The following is a 17,796-nucleotide window of genomic DNA, read 5'->3' as shown; positions in this document are numbered from 1 at the left end:
GTCCGTGCTGCCCGCACGCCTTTCACACGGGGACGCCAGACCGGGAGAACTCCATGTCCACCCCGTCCGCACCGTCCACCACCGCCGATCCTCTCTCCGCACCGCCCCGACCCGCCAGGCTCGGCACCGTCCTCTTCACCGTCGTCACCGCCTATCTGATGGTCGGCGTCGACTCCACTGTCGTCAACGTCGCGCTGCCGGACATCCAGAAGGACCTCGCCTTCAGCCCCACCGGGCTGTCCTGGGTCCTCAACGCCTACACGCTCGCCTTCGGCGGGCTGCTTCTGCTGGGCGGCCGGGTCGGAGACATCGCCGGCCGCCGCCGTACGCTCACGATCGGTGTCCTGCTCTTCGCCACGTCCTCCCTGCTCGGCGGACTCGCCACCGACAGCGCCTGGCTGCTGGCGGCCCGCGCGCTGCAGGGCGTGGGCGCCGCGCTCATCGCGCCCAACACGCTCGCCCTGATCACCACCAACTTCCCGGAGGGCCCGCGCCGTCACCACGCGCTCGGCATCTACTCCTCCATGGCCGGCATCGGTGCCTCGATAGGCCTGGTCATCGGCGGCATGCTGACCTCCTGGGCATCGTGGCGCTGGGCCCTGCTGATCAACGTGCCGATCGGCATCGCGGTCGCCCTCGCCCTCCCCCGCTTCGTCGCCGAACCCGCGCGCCACGCGGGCCGGTTCGACGCGGCGGGCGCGCTCACCGGCACCGCCGGGATGACCTCGTTGGTGTACGCGTTCATCCGGGTCTCGTCGGACGGATGGGGCGATATGCAGGCGCAGTTGGGGTTCAGTTCCGCGGCGGCCCTGCTGGCGGGCTTCACCCTGGTCGAGTCCCGCGCCGCCCAGCCCATCATGCCGCTGCGCCTGTTCGCGAGCCGCAACCGCGCGGGCGGCTATGCGGGCGTCCTGCTGCTGCCGGCGGGCATGTTCGGCGCGTTCTACTTCCTCACCCTGATCAGTCAACGGGTCCTGGACTACAGCCCGTTGCGCGCGGGCTTCGCCTTCCTGCCGATGACGCTGGCGATGTTCACGGTCGTGCGTCTCGTGCCCCGGCTACTGGCCCGCTTCGGCACCAAGCCGGTCCTGCTCACCGGCATGGCCCTGCTCGTCGTATCGGCAGGATGGCTGTCGCAACTCCGCGCGGACGACGGCTACTTGACCGGGCTGCTGGGCCCGCTGCTCCTGCTGGGCGTGGGTGTCGGCCTCAGCTTCATGCCCCTCAACGCGACGATCCTCGCGGGCGTCCAGCCCCGCGAGGCGGGCGCCGCGTCCGGCCTCCTCCAGACCCTCCAGTGGCTCGGCGGCACCCTCGGCCTGTCCATCCTGGTCACGGTCTTCGGTACGGCGACCCGGCATACGACCGGGTCACCGTCCGAGATCCTCGTCCACGGCTCGGCCCGGGCGTTCGGCGTCGCCGCGCTGATCGCCCTGACCGCACTGCTGGTGTCGGCGTTCGTGATCACCGGCAGGAAGGCCGAAGGGGCCGGGAGGACCGAGAAGGCCGTCTAGAACAGCGCGCTGTACGCGTTCAGCGCGGGCTGGCCGCCGAGGTGGGCGTAGAGCACGGTGGAGTCGGCGGCGATCTCACCACGGGCGACCAGGTCGATCATCCCGGCCATGGACTTGCCCTCGTACACGGGGTCGGTGACCATCCCCTCGGTGCGGGCGGCGAGGCGCATCGCCTCCAGGGTGGTCTCGTCCGGGATGCCGTAGATGCCGGCGTGGTAGCGGTCGTCCAGTTCGACGTCGTCGAGGGTCAACTCGCGCTTGACGCCGATCAGTTGGGCGGTGCCCTGGGCGATACGGGCCACCTGCTCGCGGGTCTCGGCGGGCTTCGCCGACGCGTCGATGCCGAGCACCCGGCGCTCACGGCCGCCCGCCTCCTCGATCGCGCGGAACCCGGCGACCATGCCCGCCTGCGTGGAGCCGGTCACCGAGCACACCACCACGGTGTCGAAGAAGACGCCCAACTCCCGCTCCTGCTCAGCGACTTCGTGGGCCCAGTTGGCGAAGCCGAGGCCGCCGAGCGGGTGGTCGGAGGCGCCGGCCGGGATGGCGTACGGCTTGCCGCCGCCCTCCTCGACCTCCCGCAGCGCCTGCTCCCAGCTCTCCTTGAAGCCGATGCCGAACCCGGCCTTCACCAGGCGCACGTCCGCTCCGGCGAGGCGGCTGATCAGGATGTTGCCGACCTTGTCGTAGACGGAGTCGGGCCACTCCACCCAACTCTCCTGGATCAGCACGCACTTGAGCCCGGCGCGGGCGGCGCAGGCCGCGACCTGGCGGGTGTGGTTGGACTGCACGCCGCCGATCGAGACGAGGGTGTCGCAGCCCTTCGCGAGGGCGTCGGCGACGAGGTACTCCAACTTGCGGGTCTTGTTGCCGCCGTAGGCCACACCGGAGTTGCAGTCCTCGCGCTTGGCCCACAGGGCGGCGCCGCCGAGGTGGGCGGTGAGGCGCTCCAGCGGGTGGACGGGCGAGGGGCCGAAGAGGAGGGGGTAACGGTCGTACGAGGAAAGGGACATGGGGGTTCTCCCGGGTCGCTGGTCGGTCGGGGCGCGGGTCAGTCGACGTCGGCCAGGCCTTCGAGGCCCCGCCAGATCTCCGCCGTCACGTGGACCGCGTCGTCCACGTCGCCCTCGGCACATGCCTCGATGAGGCGCTCGTGCAGGCCCGCCGAACGGCAGTTGCCGCCCTCGCCGAAGCGTCGTCGCTCCAGCCGGCGGATGAGGGGGGTGTAGCGGGCGACGGTTGCCGCGGCGGCGCGGTTGCCGCTGACGCGGACGAGGACGTCGTGGAGTTCGTCGTCGGCGCGCAGCGCGGCGTCCACGTCACCGGCGCGCACGGCGGCGGCGAACCGGTCGTTGGCCGCGCGCATGACGTCAACGTCCGTGCCCTGCAAGAGCGGTACGGCGATCCGCGTCACCAACTCGTGCAGGGCACCGACGACGGCCGCCGCGTCCCGTACGTCGGCGGCGACGACCGGGGTCACCCGGGTGTAGCTCTGCGGCTTGCTCTCCAGGAGCCCGTCGTCCACGAGCCGTGAGAACGCCTCCCGCACGGGCGCCCGCGACAGCCCGAGCCGCTCGGCCAGCTCGGCATCGCGCACCACCGCGCCGGGTTCGATCTCCCCGGCGACGATGGCGTCACGGATCGCTTCGTAGGCGCGGTCCCTGAGCAGGGTGCGGCGGACGGGCCGTAGGGCTTCCATGGCCGTAATGCTAGAACTGAAATGTTAGATGTCAATGCCTCCTGGTGGCTCAGGCGGCCCAGGGCCAGTCCGCGTCCCGGGCCGACTCCAGCAGCGGCACCATCCGGAAGGCCGCGTCCGAGAGGCCGCCGAAGGTGTGCCGGTTCGCCGTGCCGGACGGGCCGTGGCCCGCCCGGTACCCGGCGAGGTTCCAGGTGTAGACCGGCACCCCGGCCGGTACCTGCTCGGTCGGGTCGCCGTGCCGGCTGTACTCGTACTGCTCGTCGGTGATGATCAGCACCCGGTCCTGCCCCCGGTAGTGCGAGCGGACCGCGGAGGTGGTGTCCGTGCCGCCCAGGTCGCCGAAGCGGTCCAGGACCTTGAGCACCGACTCGCCGGCGCCGAGGTCCAGGCGCTTGCTCGTCGTACCGAACTCGACGAGGTCCGCGTCCGCCGCCCGCAGCGCGAGCGCCGTGCCGAAGATCGCCGCCGCGTCGGCCCGGTTGAGCTCCGAGCGGTCGGACAGCCGGGAGTGGAACATCGAACCCGAGCGGTCCACGAGCACCAGCGTGCGGCCCGGCAGCGCGGGCACGTTGGCCAGCGAGTGACCGAGCGCCCGCTCCAGCGGGTACGACCAGCGCAGCGAGGGCGCGTGCTGGTACGCGGCGAGGTACCGAAAGGGGAACTGCCGCGAGCGCGCGACCTCCGCCGGGTCGCTGATCTTCGCCGCGACCCGGGCCGCGACCTCGTCGGAGACCCCGGCCTCGTCGAAGTTGCGGAGGTTCCGGACCAGCGCCATCGAGCCCATGGACGGGATGACCGCCTCCCAGGCCGCCTTGTCCATCGGGCCCTGCAGCCAGCCGGCCAGTGCCTCCCACGTCATCCCTGCCGCCGCGAGCCGCTCGGCACCGTCGGCCGCCGTGACGACCGCGCGCCGCTTGGCGACCGGCAGCGCCATCAACTCGCGGTGCGCGGTGAGGACTTGGTTCGACGCGGGCGGTACGGCGGTGTCCGGGTGGTGCCGGCGGTCCAGCGCGTACTGGAACAGCTCGCCCTGCCACGCCTTGTCCGGGTCCGGCGCCGCGTGCACGAGGTTGAGGATGTCGCCGAAGCGGTACCCCTTGGACGCGGTGTCGTACTTCAGCAGCGACTTGCCGCCGTAGAGACGGCGTACGGCGTCGGCGACACCGCGCTTGACCGGCTTCGGGATCGCGCGGCCGTAGCGCGCGGTCCAGTACGCGAGCAGCTCGCCGGGCTCGTCCGGGCGCCGCAGCACGGAGTCGACGACCTGCCGGTTCGAGGGGCCGTCGGCGGCGCCGGCGTCGAGGCGGGCCTTCACGTACTCGGCGGCGCCGACGACGGCGGCCGTACGGAGGTTGCCCTCGCCGCGCAGCCAGCCGAGGAGGCCGGCCGTCCAGGCCGGGTCGGTGACGGCGAGCTCGCGCACGAGGGTCGCGAAGCGGTCGTCGCGGTCGGCACCGGACTCGTAAAAGGTCTGCTGGGAGACGAAGTTGGCGACGGCGAGCAGAAAAAGCTCGGAGCGCGCGTCGCGCTCGCTGCCCCGGCCGCCCTGGTAGGTACGGAGCACTCGGCCCGTGGAGGTGACCCGCGAAGTGGGCTGGGCCTTCGCCGCCTTGGTGTTGAATCGCGCCATGGTGAATTCCCCCCGAATTCATTGGTGTTCCGGAGGGAGGAGCGGCAAAGGGAGAGTGCCCGAGGTCGAAGTCGACTGCGGTGCTTATAAACTGGCGCGTCTTCCGTTCCGCCACATCGACCTGAGTCGATGACGGGATTCGAACCCGCATGAGGGATTCACCCCCACCAGTTCCCGAAGTATCCGCTGCCTGCGCACCGGGCACCCACCAAATGCCGAGCCTCCCGAGATCAAATCGGCGGCGGCATGGGATTCTTTGGAAGAAGTAGCCGCAGCCCGCGCACCGGGAGGTGCATGAAGTTGTGTTGTCCAGAGTTCAAGGCCGGCGGAACCGACGTAGGTGCTCTAACCCCTGAGCTACACCGGCGCGTTGTACCGGTGGCGGGACTCGAACCCGCGGCCGCCCCATTATCAGTGGAAGTAGGTCCTGCCTTCGCACCTGGACGTTCTTCACTCTAGGAGGCGGCCGCGAGTCGGGCGAACGAATTAATTACTTCTTCTGGCGCTTCCAGGGGCCCGTGATGGCGAGCATGATGCCCGGCGTCTGGATGTTCGCGTACAGGGTCTTGCCGTCGGGCGAGAACGTCACGCCGGTGAACTCGCTGAACTCCGGCTTCTCTTCGGTGCCGATGTTGAGTTCGTTGCGGGCGATCGGGTACGTGCGGCCACTGTCGGTCGCGCCGAACAGGTGCTGGACGCCCTCGCCGTCCTCGGCGATGACGAGGCCGCCGTAGGGAGAGACGGTGATGTTGTCGGGGCCGTCGAACGCGCCGTCCACGGACGGGTCGGGGTTGACGCCGATGAGGACCTTGAGGGTGAGGGTGCGGCGCTTGGGGTCGTAGAACCAGACGGCGCCGTCGTGCTGGACGGGGCTCTCCGTGCGGGCGTACGAGGAGACGATGTACGTGCCGCCGTCGCCCCACCACATGCCCTCCAGCTTGCGGGCGCGGGTGACCTCACCGGTGGCGAACTGCTTGCGGACCGACACCGTCTTCGCGTCGCGGTCGGGGACGTCGACCCAGTCGACGCCGTACACCGTGCCGATCTTCGTGGCGCGGGAGAGGTCGTCGATGAACTTGCCGCCGGAGTCGAAGCACTTGAAGGCCTGGAGGACGCCCGCGTCGTCGGCGAGGGTGCGGAGCTTGCCGCGGCCGTGGTGGAAGTGCTGCGGCGGGGTCCAGCGGTAGAGGAGGCCGTTCGGGCCCGACGCGTCCTCCGTCAAGTACAGGTGGCCGCGCTTGGGGTCGACCACCACGGCCTCGTGGGCGTAGCGGCCAAGTGCCTTGATCGGCTTGGGGCTTCGGTTGGCGCGGCGGTCGCCGGGGTCGACCTCGAAGACGTAGCCGTGGTCCTTGGTGAAGCCGTTGGTGCCGGCCTTGTCCTCGGTCTCCTCGCAGGTGAGCCAGGTGTCCCAAGGGGTGTTGCCGCCCGCGCAGTTGGTGGCGGTGCCGGCGATGCCGACCCACTCGGCGACGTGGTCGCGGCGGACCTCGACGACCGTGCAGCCACCGGCCGCGGCGGGGTCGTAGACGAGGCCCTCGGTGAGCGGGACGGGGTGGGGCCACTGGGCGCGGGGGCCGGCCAGCTCGTGGTTGTTGACGAGGAGGGTGGCGCCGCGCGGGCCGTCGAAGGTGGACGTGCCGTCGTGGTTGGAGGGGGTGAACTCGCCCGATTCCAGCTTGGTTTTGCCGCTGTAGGTGATGACGCGGTACTTGAAGCCGGCGGGCAGGGCGAGGATGCCGTCCGGGTCGGGGATCAGCGTGCCGTAGCCGACGCCGGTGTGCCCGTGTCCGTGTCCGTGATCGGCCGCCGACTCCCCGTCGTGGGTGTCGGTGGAAGCGAGGGCGTTGGGCGCGGTCGCGAGTGCGCCGCCGCTGCCCGCCAGCGCGACCCCGGCACCGGTCATCGCGGACTTGGCGGTGAAATCCCTGCGGGTGAGCGACATGCGTGTCTCCTGTGACGGTGGGTGTGCCGTGGAGGGTGGCGGACCTCGGTCGGCGCCACGCTTCCGCCCATGTCTGAACGGGAGTTGAACGCGGGGCGACATCGCCTGCCTCTCTTCCATGAATCCGTATGCACCGACCCACGGGACCCAAAAGTCCCGCGCTTCGGAAGAATTGAGCGGGCGCATTGCGAAAGCAAGGTCAAAAGGCATGATCAGGATGGAAAGTATGGATCGGGACGAAATTCGTGATTCATTTCAGATTGCCTTGACTCCGCCCGCCCTCCGGCCATAGACCTGAAGAGCACACCGCGGAAGGCCGGTTCACGAATCCGGCCCGTGTGAGCGGGAAGTGCCCCTTGAACGGCCCTTTCGAGAAGGCGCGATCGCAGCAGCCATAAGGGACCGAGAGCCGTAACCCGATGAGGTGGTCTGGCGTGAGCCAGCCCGAGATGATGCGAGGACCGACCGGTGGCCAGCTGAGTGACAGCTCCCGCCGGCAAGCGAATTCAGACTTCCTGCGGCCGCAGTCGCCGCTGACCAACGTCGTCGGCTTCGGCCACGGCGTGAAGTGGATCGACGGACAGGCCACCGGCGAGGCAGCCGTGCTGGTGTTCGTGACCCAGAAGGTTCCGGAGTCCCAGCTCCCCGAGCGGGATGTCATCCCGCGCACGATGGACGACGGCACCCCCACCGACGTCGTCGCGGTCGGCCATGTCGCCGCGCAGCGTCAGCAGCAGCAACGCAGGACCGCAGGCCGCTCCGAGGACCGCGGTACCTCCTACCGGAGCGACGGCAGCACGGCCGAGCAACTCGCCGGCCTCGCGCAGCCGTTGCTGGAAGAGCTCGGCGGGCTCGGCCAGTTCGAGCCGCAGCAGCTCAAGCGCCGTATGCGCCCGGCCCGTTCGGGCGTCTCGATCGGCAACGTACGAGTGACCGCAGGCACGTTGGGCAGCGTGGTGTACGACTTCCTGCCGGGCGCCTCCGTGGACCCGCCGGGTCCCGGCCTCGGCACACCGGCGAGGTTCTACGTCCTCTCCAACAACCACGTGCTGGCCGACTGCAACCGCGCCCAGCCCGGGAGTTCGATCCTGCAGCCCGGCGCGTACGACGGCGGCACGGACCCGGACGACCGTCTCGCGACCCTGGACCGGTTCATCCCGATCCAGTTCGCGCCGCAGATCCCGGTGGAGCGCCACAACAACGTGGTGGACTGCGCGCTCGGCGCCGTGGACTTCCAGGACGCCACCCGTGAGCAGCACTTCAGCGGTGCGCCGCGCGCCTGGCGGCGCAAGTCCAACGTCTCGGTCGGCGACCTGGTGAAGAAGACCGGCCGGACGACGAACATCAGCTTCGGCCGGATCATCGCGACCGACGTCACGATCGATGTCGGCTACGGCACGGCGGGCACGGCCCGGTTCATGGACCAGGTGCTGACGACGTGCATCTCGGCGGGCGGCGACTCCGGTTCGCTGGTGACCTCCCTCGACAACGTCGCGACCGGTCTGCTCTTCGCGGGCTCCTCGGTCGTCACCGTGGCCAACCACATCGAGAACGTCCGCGCACTGCTGCGGGTGGAGATCGCCGAGCAGCTGGCCTGACGGTCACTCAACACCCGTAACGGTCGCTCAACTCCCGTATCGGAAGAGGGAATCAGCATGACCACGCAGGCCAAGCGGCAGAAGAGCCATACCGGCTCCGAGCACCGTTTCCACAATCCCCAGGGCGCGGAAGTCAAGACACGTGACGAGGCGTTCGCCTCCCAGCAGGACATGACCGCCGAGGCCGTTTCGGCGTCCGCCAAGCTGGACCTGCACAACGGGGCGATGACCTTCGCCATCGAGGTGGAGTACAACCCCGACACCTACCCGCACGTCGTGACCGGCGGCCGGATCACCTCCGGCATCAGCGGCGCCCCCTGGGACATCACGGGCGGCTTCATGGGCGAGACGATCCGTCTCGACGCGAAGCGCACCGGCCAGGGCGCACATGCCCACGCGATGACCCTCGTCGGCGAGTTCCAGAACCCGCCGGCCTACCGGGGTACGTACGGCTTCGACGGGGACTCCTCGTCGTTCAAGCACACGACGAGCTACCACTGCTGAGGCGGTGAACCGGAGGGGTGTGGGGAGGCCGGCCTCCCCACACCCCTCCGTCATGTCTCAACCCCCTTGCTGGGAACGCGCCTTGAAGGCCGCCTTCCTGGCTTCCTTCGCGATCCGCTTGTCCGGGTGCAGCCGTCCCATCGCCTCCAGGACGTCGGCGGTCGCCGGGTGGTCGACCCGCCAGGCCGCCGCGAAGAATCCGTTGTGCTGCTGGGCCAGGCCCTCGACCAGGGCCTGCAGCTCCTCGGAGTTGCCCTCGGCGGCGAGCTGCGCGGCGACCGTGTCGACGGTCAGCCAGAACACCAGGTCCTCGGAGGGCGCGGGGACGTCGCTCGCACCGCGTTCGCTCAGCCAGACCCGGGCGAGGCCGCCCAGTTCGGGGTCGTCGAGCACCGCACGCACCGCGGGCTCGGCCTCGCCGCCGACGAGGGAGAGCGCCTGCTGGCAGAGCAGCCGGCGCAGGGGCGCGCCGGCGTCCCCGCCACGGGCCGCGGCGAGCAACTCCCGTGCCGCGTCGAGGGGTTCACGACCGGCCAGCCACTGCTCGATCTCGGCCTGCGCCGCCCGCTGCGGGAACCCGGACGTCCCGTCCAGCAGCGCGTCCGCGCCCTTGTCGGCGAGATCTCCTACGGCGGGGGCGGCGAAGCCGGCTTCGAGGAGGCGGGCACGGAGGCCGTAGAGGCCGAGGGGGGTGAGGCGGACCATGCCGTAGCGGGTGACGTCGGTCTCGTCGACGGCCGCGGCGGGTCCGTCCGCCGGCTCGTCGGGGTCGGCCATCAGGGCCTCGTCGACGGGCTGGTACTCGACGATGCCGACCGGTTCGAGGAGCCGGAACTGGTCGTCGAGGCGCATCATCGCGTCCGAGACCTGCTCCAGGACGTCGTTGGTGGGCTCGCCCATGTCGCTGGGGACGATCATCGACGCGGCGAGCGCGGGCAGCGGGACGGGGCCGTCGCCGGGGCCGTCCTCGTTGACGGTGAGGAGGTAGAGGTTGCCGAGGACGCCGTCGAGGAACTCGGCCTCCGCCTCGGGGTCCCAGTCGAGTGACGAGAAATCGACCTCGCCGCCGTCGTCCATGGCGTCGACAAGACCGTCCAGATCGGGCACGCTCGCGTCCGCGAGGAGGGTGTCGAGGGCGCCGAGCCACACCGCGAGCACGTCGCCGGGCGAGCCGGAGGTCAGCAGCGCCAGCTCCTCGCCGGCCGTCACGGTGCCCTCCTCCTCGTCGACGACCTCGACGAGCCCGGTGTCCACGGCGACCCGCCAGGCCTCGCTCGCGTCGGCCGCGGCGTCGTCGCCGGTGAGGCCGAGGAGCTCGGCCGCGGCGGGCAGCTGCTCGTCGACAAGGCTGCCACCGGCGTCGATCCGGGTGTCGGGTCCCGCCCAGCGGGCGAGCCGGGCGGCCCGGGCGAGCAGGGGGGTGGACAGCGCGTCGCGCGCCAGCTCCGCTTCGGAGTGCAGCCGCACCGGCGGCAAGGGGGAGCTGTCTGACATCGGTGGGTTCTCCTAGGGCGCCTCGAAGGCCGTACGACGGCCGTACACGACACACGACTCAGCCGCTCAGCCTAGACGGATTTCGCCCCATGCCGCCCGGTTCATGTTCCGGCCACGAGGAGTACATGGCTGAAACCTTGACAACTGGGCGGCCCCGCAATGAGATTGACGCGCGTAGAAATGTCATGGACACCTGATCCGGGTATCTTCTACGCGCGTCGCTACCGCCCCACCGGTCGCGGCTCCCACCGCCGCAGTACGTGTTCCAATCACCCTCGTCCCGGCACTCATGCATGTCCCCGGAGGGATCCCGTTGCCGAGCAAGTCCTCCGCGCGCCTTGCCGCGCTGACCGTCGCCGCCGTCTGCTCCATGGCGTCCACGATCGTTCTCACCTCGCCCGCACACGCCGACGGCGTGCGCATCCATGACATCCAGGGCACGACCCGGGTGTCCCCGTACGCCGGCCAGAAGGTCGCGGACGTACCGGGCATCGTCACGGGCGTCCGTACGTACGGCTCGTCCAAGGGGTTCTGGTTCCAGGACGCGACCCCGGACGACAACCCGGCCACGAGCGAGGGCGTCTTCGTCTTCACCAGCTCCACGCCGAAGGTCGCCGTCGGCGACTCGGTCACCGTCTCCGGCACGGTCTCCGAGTACGTGCCGGGCGGTGCCTCCACGGGCAACCAGTCGCTGACCGAGATCACCAAGCCGACGGTCACCGTCGTCTCCAGCGGCAACGCCGTACCGGCCGCCACGGTGATCAGCGACCGGTCCGTGCCGAGCAAGTACTCGCCGGCCGGCGACACCGCCGCGAGCAACTCGGTCAACGCGCTGACGCTGCAGCCCAAGAAGTACGCCCTGGACTACTACGAGTCCCTCGAGGGCATGAACGTCCAGGTCTCGAACGCCCGCGTGGTCACCGCGACCGACCCCTACGCGGAGCTGTGGGTCACGGTGAAGCCGCACGAGAACGCCACCCAGCGCGGCGGCACGATCTACGGCTCCTACGACTCGCAGAACGGCGGGCGCCTCCAGATCCAGTCCCTGGGCGCGACGGCGGACTTCCCGGTCGTCAACGTCGGCGACAAGCTGACCGGCACCACGGCCGGCCCGATGGACTTCAACGCGTACGGCGGCTACACCCTCGTCGCGAACGAGATCGGCACCGTGAAGAGCGCCGGCCTCAAGCGCGAGACGACGAAGAAGCAGTCGAAGAGCCAGCTCGCGGTGGCGACGTACAACGTCGAGAACCTCGACCCGTCGGACGGCACCTTCGCCGCGCACGCCGCCGCGATCGTGAACAACCTGCAGTCCCCCGACATCGTGTCCCTGGAGGAGATCCAGGACAACAACGGTGCGACGGACGACGGCACGGTCGACGCGAGCGTCACGGTGAACAAGCTGATCGACGCGATCGTCGCGGCGGGCGGCCCGAAGTACGACTGGCGCTCGATCAACCCGGTCAACGACCAGGACGGCGGCGAGCCCGGCGGCAACATCCGCCAGGTGTTCCTGTTCAACCCGGAGCGGGTCTCCTTCACCGACCGCGCGGGCGGCGACTCGACGACCGCCGTCGGTGTCACCAAGGTGCACGGCAAGGCGCAGCTGACCGCGTCCCCGGGCCGGATCGACCCGGCCAACGCGGCCTGGAGCGCGAGCCGCAAGCCGCTCGCGGGCGAGTTCGTCTTCAAGGGCAAGACGGTCTTCGTGATCGCCAACCACCTGATCTCCAAGGGCGGCGACCAGCCCCTGACCGCGCAGTACCAGCCGGTCACCCGCAGCTCGGAGACCCAGCGCCACGCGCAGGCGACGGCGGTCAACGCCTTCGTCAACGAGATCCTCGCCGCGCAGAAGGACGCGAACGTCATCACGCTCGGCGACATGAACGACTTCGAGTTCTCCGACACCGCGAAGATCCTCGAGGGCAAGGGCGAGCTGTACTCGGCGATCAAGTCCCTGCCGAAGAACGAGCGTTACACGTACGACTACCAGGGCAACGAGCAGGTCCTGGACCAGATCCTGATCAGCCCGTCGATCCGCAAGGACTGCTTCGAGTACGACAGCGTCCACATCAACTCGGAGTTCAACGACCAGATCAGCGACCACGACCCGCAGGTGCTGCGCTTCCAGCCGTAGCACCCGCGGGGCCCACGGGGGGCTCACGGGGGGGGTGGACGGGGTCTCGCCTACTTGCACCAGGTCAGGCGAAGACCCCGTCCAGCCAGTTCTGCCAGGCGAGTTCGTTCGTCTCGGCGTCGGCGCCCGCGGCGAAGTCGTGGACGCTGACGCCGACCGGGGCACCCCAGTGGTTGCGCCCGAAGAAGCGGATGAGGGCACCGTCCGTGCGCAGGCCGATGAAGTACGGGCTCCGGAAGTCGACTACGGCGTCCAGGAGTTGGCCCTCGGGCCCGCGCGCCTGCACCCGTGCCCCCTCGGCGGTGTCGTCCGCGAGGCCGAGCGCGCGGGCCGCAACTTCCAGCGCGTCCGGGGCAGTTGAGGCGTCGGGCCCGTTGAGTGTCGCGAAGGCGACCGGCCGACCGGCGAAGTGGGTGACGTACTCCCGCAGGGTGTGCAGGTAGAACGCGTTGTGCTTGCTGGCCCCGTCGTACTGGTTGTCCCAGTCGTCGGTGAAGATCCCGCTGTGCACGTACCGCACCCAGGCGCGCCGGCCCTCGTCGCGGGGTTCGATGGTCTCGTCGATCTGGTTGAGACTCTGGATCGGGAAACCGACGTCCTCGGTGCGGGCGGTGAGCCGGTGCGGCGGATCGAAGTTCGTGAGCGTGGACCCGAAGGGCCCGACCCGCTTCTCCCCGTCGAACTCCATCGGCCACAGCCATCCGCCCGTACCGGACGTGATGGCGTCCCACACCTCCCCCGGCGTGGCGTCGACCTCAAACTCGTAGACGATCTCGAATTCCTTGGACATGGCTGGCTCCTGAGTACTACTGGTCCTACTGGTTCTCTTGGTCCAGTTCTGGGGTGGGCGGTGTCTTGAGCGTGGGATGGACGGCGAGGACGATCCGGTGGTCGCGGCCCTCCTCCGCGTCACCCGCGTCGTACTTGCGGATGAGGGCGCTCACCCCGGCGGTCAGTTCCTGGATGAACGCGGCCCGGTCGGCGGCGGACGCGAAGCGCACCTCGCCGTCCAGCGCGTAGGTCGCCAGCCGCTTGTGCGCCTTGGTCGCGCCGGTGATCAGCGAACCGACGTCCCGCACGAGGCGGGCGCCGAGCGCCAGCAGCCAGCGCGCGGAGAGCTGGTCGCGGAACCGGTCCGGGTCCGGCTGCACGGCGGCGAGCGCGAGCGGCGAGATGACGTACGACGCGGCGGTCGCCCGCATCAGCCGCTCGGTGACATTGCCCTTGCGCCGCTCGCCGTCCAGCTCGACCAGGCCGTGCCGCTCCAGCGCCTTGAGGTGGTAGTTCACCTTCTGCCGGGGCAGTCCGACCTTGCCGGCCAGCATGGTGGCCGACGCGGGCCCACCCGCCAGCTCGGCGAGCAGCCGGGCCCTTATGGGGTCCAGCGAGACGGCTGCGGCCTCGGGGTCCTCGATCACGGTGACGTCCAGCATGCGTCCACCGTCTCACCGAACACTTTTTTTGTCCAGGGTGGTGAGATTGTCGGTGGGGGGTGCCGGGACAAGCTGTCGGGGGGCGCCGTTCTTGACGGGTCCCGCTCCGCGGGGCCGAGGACGCCCGGGCGATCTACGACTTTCTGGTGCCGCGTCTCGAATCGCTTCGGCGGGCTCACGACAGCGGCACAGAGGAGCACCGCACGGCAGCGGCTCTCGTCGAGGCGGTGTCCGCCCTGGTGCTGGGGATCGAATCAGAGATCCGCGGCCCCAAGATAGTGCGCCTCGCCGACCCCTCGGCCCGACCGCTCGCTCCCGCCCCGGCGCCGACCGAGAGCGAGCGGATCGCCAAGGAGAAGCGGCGACTCGGCATGATCAGGGAGTACTGGAACCAGCTCTGCGGCATCGTTGACATCTGGCGCGGCAGCGACGGTTACGACCTGGCCCGGTGGCAGCAGGCGACGTTCCTGGACGCGAGCGCCGAGGCCGAGTACCACCGGTACCGCGCCGAAGCCCCGTGATCAGTCGGCGACGAGCCCGAGGGCGTGGTCGTAGCGGCTGACCGTCGTGCTCTTCAACCCCGGCCAGGTCTGGACGCGTTGCCACAGCGCGGTGGCGGAGCCGATGCCGTCGCCGGGGGCCGCGAGGGCCTCGATGTGGGACCGGGCGCTGTCCCACTCGGCGTAGTTGAGGACGCGGGTGCCGTCGGTGGAGAGGTGGAAGTGGGCGGAGATGCCGCCGGGGTGTGGCGCGGGTTCGTTCTCCAGGGCCTCGAACACGGCGTCCACCCAAGCGTGTTGGCGGTCGGGGTCGGGGCCCTCGAACTCGATGTCTACGATCACGATGCATCCGGGGATGCGCCTGGAGACGCGTCCGTCCTGGTCCGCCGGGCCCGCGCTGCTGCGGTAGTGGCGGTAGCGGCCGAGGCCGAGGCGCTCGATGCCCGGTACGGCGGTGTCGATCTCGTCGACGCGCTCCTGGCGGTGGGTCTTGACGAAGGTCTCGTAAGCCGGCTCGCTCGTCCACTGCGAGTAGTGGAGCAGGGTGGAGGCGTCGTGGCCGGTGTACACGTGGTAGCCGAGGAGGTCGTCGGCGGGCCAGGGGCGGCGCTCCCAGGCACCGGCGATCGCCTCGACGGACAGCCGTTGGCGCAACGGCGTTCCCACGCGCCAGGTGCTGAAGAAGGGGGCGCCGACGCGGGGGTCGGCGCCGTCGGGGTGGGAGTCGGTCCGGCGGGTGGCGGTCATGCGGGCCTCCGATGATCGGTGCGGGTGTGTGTACCGACCAGCCTTCAACCTCGACCAAACTTGAGGTCAAGACCCGCTCCCTACTGCTGCGCCCCACCCCCTTCCAGCCGCGCCAACCGGCTCTGGAACCAGTCGAGGCGGGCCTGCAACAGGGCTGCCTCCGCTACGAGTTCGGGCACGCCGAGCCCTTCGGGGAGTCCGGGGTCGACGGTCTCCACCGGGTCACCGCCCGCCACCACCCGTAGCCCCTCCCCGGCCAGCCGGGCGAACTCGGCGAGCGAGACGGACGTACGACTGCGGACGCAGCCCGCGCACGCGGCGGCCAGGGCGCGCCAACCGGGCCTGCCCCAACCGGCGTCGGCGAGGGCGACGGCTCGCGCGCCGCAGGCGCAGGGGCCGACGGTGGCGGTGCGGACGCGCTGGCGGGCGTAGCGGAAGCCGAGTTCGAAGCGGATGTAGGTGCCGAGCACGGTGATGTCGAGGAGGACCGCCGCGCGGTGCTCGGCGGTGCACAACAGGGCTTCCGCCGCTGCCCGTTCGTGCACACAGTGGAAGCCGCAGTCGCAGAGCCGCGCGGGCGAACGGTGCCGGCGGCCGTAGACGCAGGACGCGTCGGCCACGACTCCGTACGGCAGCGCGCCGCCCAGCGACACACCGGTGAACCCGGCCCGGGTGCCGTCCTGGGACAGCACCGGGTGGGCGATCTTGAATCCGGTCGGCGGCTCCGTCGGACGTTCCTCGGGGAGCCGCAGTCTCATCGGGCGGCCGGGACCTCTTCGGACGCCTTCTCCTCCGTCAACTCCGCCGCGCTCTCGGGGAGTTCGAGCTCTTCCTCGTGGATCTGCGGCCGCTCTTCGGCGACTCCGGTGGCCAGTGCCTTGCCGAGCTTCATGACGCCTCCCGTGACCAGGGGTGGATCAACTTCCCACGTCGGTGACCTTCCTGGCCATGGTGACCCATGAGGGGGCCAATTGGACATAGGGCCTTGTGGCCACAGCTGGGTGGGGAGTGCCGTCGGTTGCCCAGAAGGCGAGTTGCTCCCTGGGGCAGTGCACCTCCGGTATCGCCCCCACCCGTCACGCCGGGCAGGCCGCAGGCCGTGAAACGGGTGAACTCCTCAAGGTCCGACGTGATGTTGAGGGCGAAGCCGTGACTGGTGACACCACCCGGGATACGCATCCCGATCGAGGCGAGCTTCGCGCCGGCCGGTGTCCAGACGCCGACCGGCGACTGGACGCCTGGCGAGGCGTCCCGTCGTAGCGTCTCGAAACCGAGGGTGGCACACGGTGTCGCCGGGGCCGCGCTCGCGGAGGTTGAGGACCAGGTAGCCGATCAGCCGGCCGGGGCCGTGGTAGGCGGCCTGGCCGCCGCGGTCGACCGGGGTCAGGGGGATCGGGGAGTCGGCGGGGAGTTCGGCGGGCGGGGTGCGGGCGCTGCAGGTGATGACGGGCGGGTGGGTCAGCAGGGCGAGGCGGTCAGGGATCTCGCCGGCGCGGCGCTGCCCGACCCAGCCGGTCATCCGCTCGACGGCCTCCTCGTACGGCACCTCACCGAGGTCGATCCGCTCGATGTCCCCCATGGCTCCGCCCCTCTTGCCATGCCGCCCATTCCGCAGCATTCCTTATCAATATCCGGTAGAAGAATTAAGTGGTGCTTCACTATTACTCTGCCGAGACTACTCCCATGACGACCGTAGCCCGCTCCGCCCCTCCGCCCTTCGGCCGCGCCCTGTGCGCGATGATCACCCCCTTCACCGAGGCCGGGGAACTCGACCTCCCCGGTGCCCAACTCCTCGCCGAGCGGCTGGTGTCGGAGGGCTGTGACGGGCTCGTGCTGTCCGGGACGACCGGTGAGTCGCCGACCACTACGGACGCGGAGAAGGCGGCGCTCGTCACGGCCGTCCGCGAGGCCGTCGGGGACCATGTGCCTCTCGTCTCGGGCGTGGGCACCTTCGACACCCGGCACACGATCGAACTCGCCCGGCAGGCCGAAGTGGCCGGCGCGGACGGGGCGTTGGTGGTCTCGCCGTACTACAGCAGGCCCCCGCAGGACGCCCTGGAGGCGCACTTCCGTGAGGTCGCCGATGCCTCGGGGCTCCCTCTCGTCCTCTACGACATCCCGGGGCGCACCGGCACCCGTATCGAACCGGAGACCATGATCCGGCTCGCCGAGCACCCCCGGATCGTGGCGGTCAAGGACTGTTCCTACGACTTCCTCGGCGCCCAAAAGGTGCTGGGCAGAACGGAGTTGGCGTATTACGCGGGCTGCGACGAACACATCCTCGCGCTGTACGCGGTGGGCGGGGCGGGGTATGTGAGTACCGTCGCGAACGTCGTCCCGGCCCGACTCCGGGCGATCCTGGACGCGTTCGAGGCGGGCGACACCCCCGTGTCCGCCCGCCTCCAACAACGTGCCACGCCGCTCGTCGAGTTGATGATGGCGGCGGGACTTCCCGGCACCGTGACGGTCAAGGCGCTGCTCAACTCGCTGGGCCTGCCCGGGGGTTCGGTCCGGGCTCCGCTGCGGCCCGCCGGCCGGGATGCGGTCGACGGGCTGCTGGCGGCGTACGAGGAGTTCATCGCCGACTGATCG

General features: G+C 70.3%; 17 protein-coding genes. 6 read left to right on the top strand and 11 right to left on the bottom strand.

Annotated elements, in window-relative coordinates; genetic code table 11:
- Positions 1–53 precede the first annotated feature (53 nt).
- On the top strand, positions 54–1,514 hold the full coding sequence (locus OG504_RS39825) for an MFS transporter (protein ID WP_405994131.1): 1,461 nt from the start codon (positions 54–56) through the stop codon (positions 1,512–1,514).
- On the opposite strand, the gene OG504_RS39820 is transcribed toward OG504_RS39825, so the two are convergent.
- From OG504_RS39820 to OG504_RS39805, 4 genes are all read right to left on the bottom strand, one after another.
- On the bottom strand, positions 1,511–2,527 hold the full coding sequence (locus OG504_RS39820; protein ID WP_405994130.1) for a 1-aminocyclopropane-1-carboxylate deaminase: 1,017 nt from the start codon (positions 2,525–2,527) through the stop codon (positions 1,511–1,513). The two genes, OG504_RS39825 and OG504_RS39820, sit on opposite strands and share 4 nt — an antisense overlap.
- Positions 2,528–2,565: 38 nt before the next feature.
- On the bottom strand, positions 2,566–3,213 hold the full coding sequence (locus OG504_RS39815) for a GntR family transcriptional regulator (RefSeq protein WP_405994129.1): 648 nt from the start codon (positions 3,211–3,213) through the stop codon (positions 2,566–2,568).
- 49 nt (positions 3,214–3,262) lie between these two features.
- The gene (locus OG504_RS39810) at positions 3,263–4,846 is read right to left on the bottom strand and encodes a TROVE domain-containing protein (RefSeq protein WP_405994128.1); all 1,584 of its coding nucleotides are present in this window, start codon (positions 4,844–4,846) and stop codon (positions 3,263–3,265) included.
- A gap of 490 nt (positions 4,847–5,336) precedes the next feature.
- Positions 5,337–6,791, bottom strand: coding sequence for an alkaline phosphatase PhoX (locus tag OG504_RS39805; protein ID WP_405994127.1), 1,455 nt, complete (start codon positions 6,789–6,791; stop codon positions 5,337–5,339).
- A gap of 434 nt (positions 6,792–7,225) precedes the next feature.
- Here OG504_RS39805 and OG504_RS39800 point away from each other — a divergent pair, with 434 nt between their 5' ends.
- Positions 7,226–8,389 (top strand): hypothetical protein, encoded by a 1,164-nt coding sequence (locus OG504_RS39800; protein WP_405994126.1) that lies wholly within the window; start codon positions 7,226–7,228, stop codon positions 8,387–8,389.
- Between the two features lie 57 nt (positions 8,390–8,446).
- Positions 8,447–8,893 carry a hypothetical protein gene (locus OG504_RS39795; protein ID WP_405838809.1) on the top strand — a complete coding sequence of 149 codons (447 nt, stop codon included), beginning with the start codon at positions 8,447–8,449 and terminating at the stop codon, positions 8,891–8,893.
- Between the two features lie 57 nt (positions 8,894–8,950).
- Here OG504_RS39795 and OG504_RS39790 read toward each other — a convergent pair whose 3' ends face one another.
- Complete coding sequence (locus OG504_RS39790) at positions 8,951–10,387, bottom strand: hypothetical protein (protein ID WP_405994125.1); 1,437 nt, start codon at positions 10,385–10,387, stop codon at positions 8,951–8,953.
- 313 nt (positions 10,388–10,700) lie between these two features.
- Here OG504_RS39790 and OG504_RS39785 point away from each other — a divergent pair, with 313 nt between their 5' ends.
- Positions 10,701–12,524: an endonuclease/exonuclease/phosphatase family protein gene (locus OG504_RS39785; RefSeq protein WP_405994124.1), complete on the top strand. Its 1,824-nt coding sequence runs from the start codon at positions 10,701–10,703 to the stop codon at positions 12,522–12,524.
- 64 nt (positions 12,525–12,588) lie between these two features.
- On the opposite strand, the gene OG504_RS39780 is transcribed toward OG504_RS39785, so the two are convergent.
- Both OG504_RS39780 and OG504_RS39775 read right to left on the bottom strand, forming a co-directional pair.
- Entirely contained in the window at positions 12,589–13,314 is a 726-nt protein-coding gene (locus tag OG504_RS39780) for an SRPBCC domain-containing protein (protein WP_405994123.1), read from the bottom strand.
- Between the two features lie 25 nt (positions 13,315–13,339).
- Complete coding sequence (locus tag OG504_RS39775) at positions 13,340–13,957, bottom strand: ArsR/SmtB family transcription factor (protein ID WP_405994122.1); 618 nt, start codon at positions 13,955–13,957, stop codon at positions 13,340–13,342.
- Positions 13,958–14,103: 146 nt separating this feature from the next.
- On the opposite strand from OG504_RS39775, the gene OG504_RS39770 reads away from it, so the two are divergent.
- Positions 14,104–14,478 (top strand): hypothetical protein, encoded by a 375-nt coding sequence (locus OG504_RS39770; protein ID WP_405994121.1) that lies wholly within the window; start codon positions 14,104–14,106, stop codon positions 14,476–14,478.
- Here OG504_RS39770 and OG504_RS39765 read toward each other — a convergent pair whose 3' ends face one another.
- From OG504_RS39765 to OG504_RS39750, 4 genes are all read right to left on the bottom strand, one after another.
- Entirely contained in the window at positions 14,479–15,204 is a 726-nt protein-coding gene (locus tag OG504_RS39765; protein ID WP_405994120.1) for an antibiotic biosynthesis monooxygenase, read from the bottom strand. It abuts the gene before it with no gap.
- Between the two features lie 80 nt (positions 15,205–15,284).
- A complete protein-coding gene (locus tag OG504_RS39760; RefSeq protein ID WP_405994119.1) occupies positions 15,285–15,962 on the bottom strand; it encodes a hypothetical protein in 678 nt (225 codons plus the stop codon).
- Positions 15,959–16,096 (bottom strand): hypothetical protein, encoded by a 138-nt coding sequence (locus tag OG504_RS39755; protein ID WP_405994118.1) that lies wholly within the window; start codon positions 16,094–16,096, stop codon positions 15,959–15,961. Before OG504_RS39755 ends, OG504_RS39760 begins: the two co-directional genes overlap by 4 nt.
- Positions 16,097–16,321: 225 nt before the next feature.
- Complete coding sequence (locus OG504_RS39750) at positions 16,322–16,783, bottom strand: lipoyl protein ligase domain-containing protein (protein WP_405994117.1); 462 nt, start codon at positions 16,781–16,783, stop codon at positions 16,322–16,324.
- A gap of 104 nt (positions 16,784–16,887) precedes the next feature.
- Between OG504_RS39750 and dapA the strand changes: the two genes are divergently transcribed.
- Positions 16,888–17,793 carry a 4-hydroxy-tetrahydrodipicolinate synthase gene (gene dapA, locus OG504_RS39745; RefSeq protein WP_405994116.1) on the top strand — a complete coding sequence of 302 codons (906 nt, stop codon included), beginning with the start codon at positions 16,888–16,890 and terminating at the stop codon, positions 17,791–17,793.
- Positions 17,794–17,796 lie beyond the last annotated feature (3 nt).

This window comes from Streptomyces sp. NBC_00986, assembly GCF_045162565.1.
Classification (GTDB): Bacteria; Actinomycetota; Actinomycetes; order Streptomycetales; family Streptomycetaceae; genus Streptomyces.
Note: the sequence above shows the minus strand (reverse complement) of the source record. Positions and strands in the feature narration are given on the sequence as shown.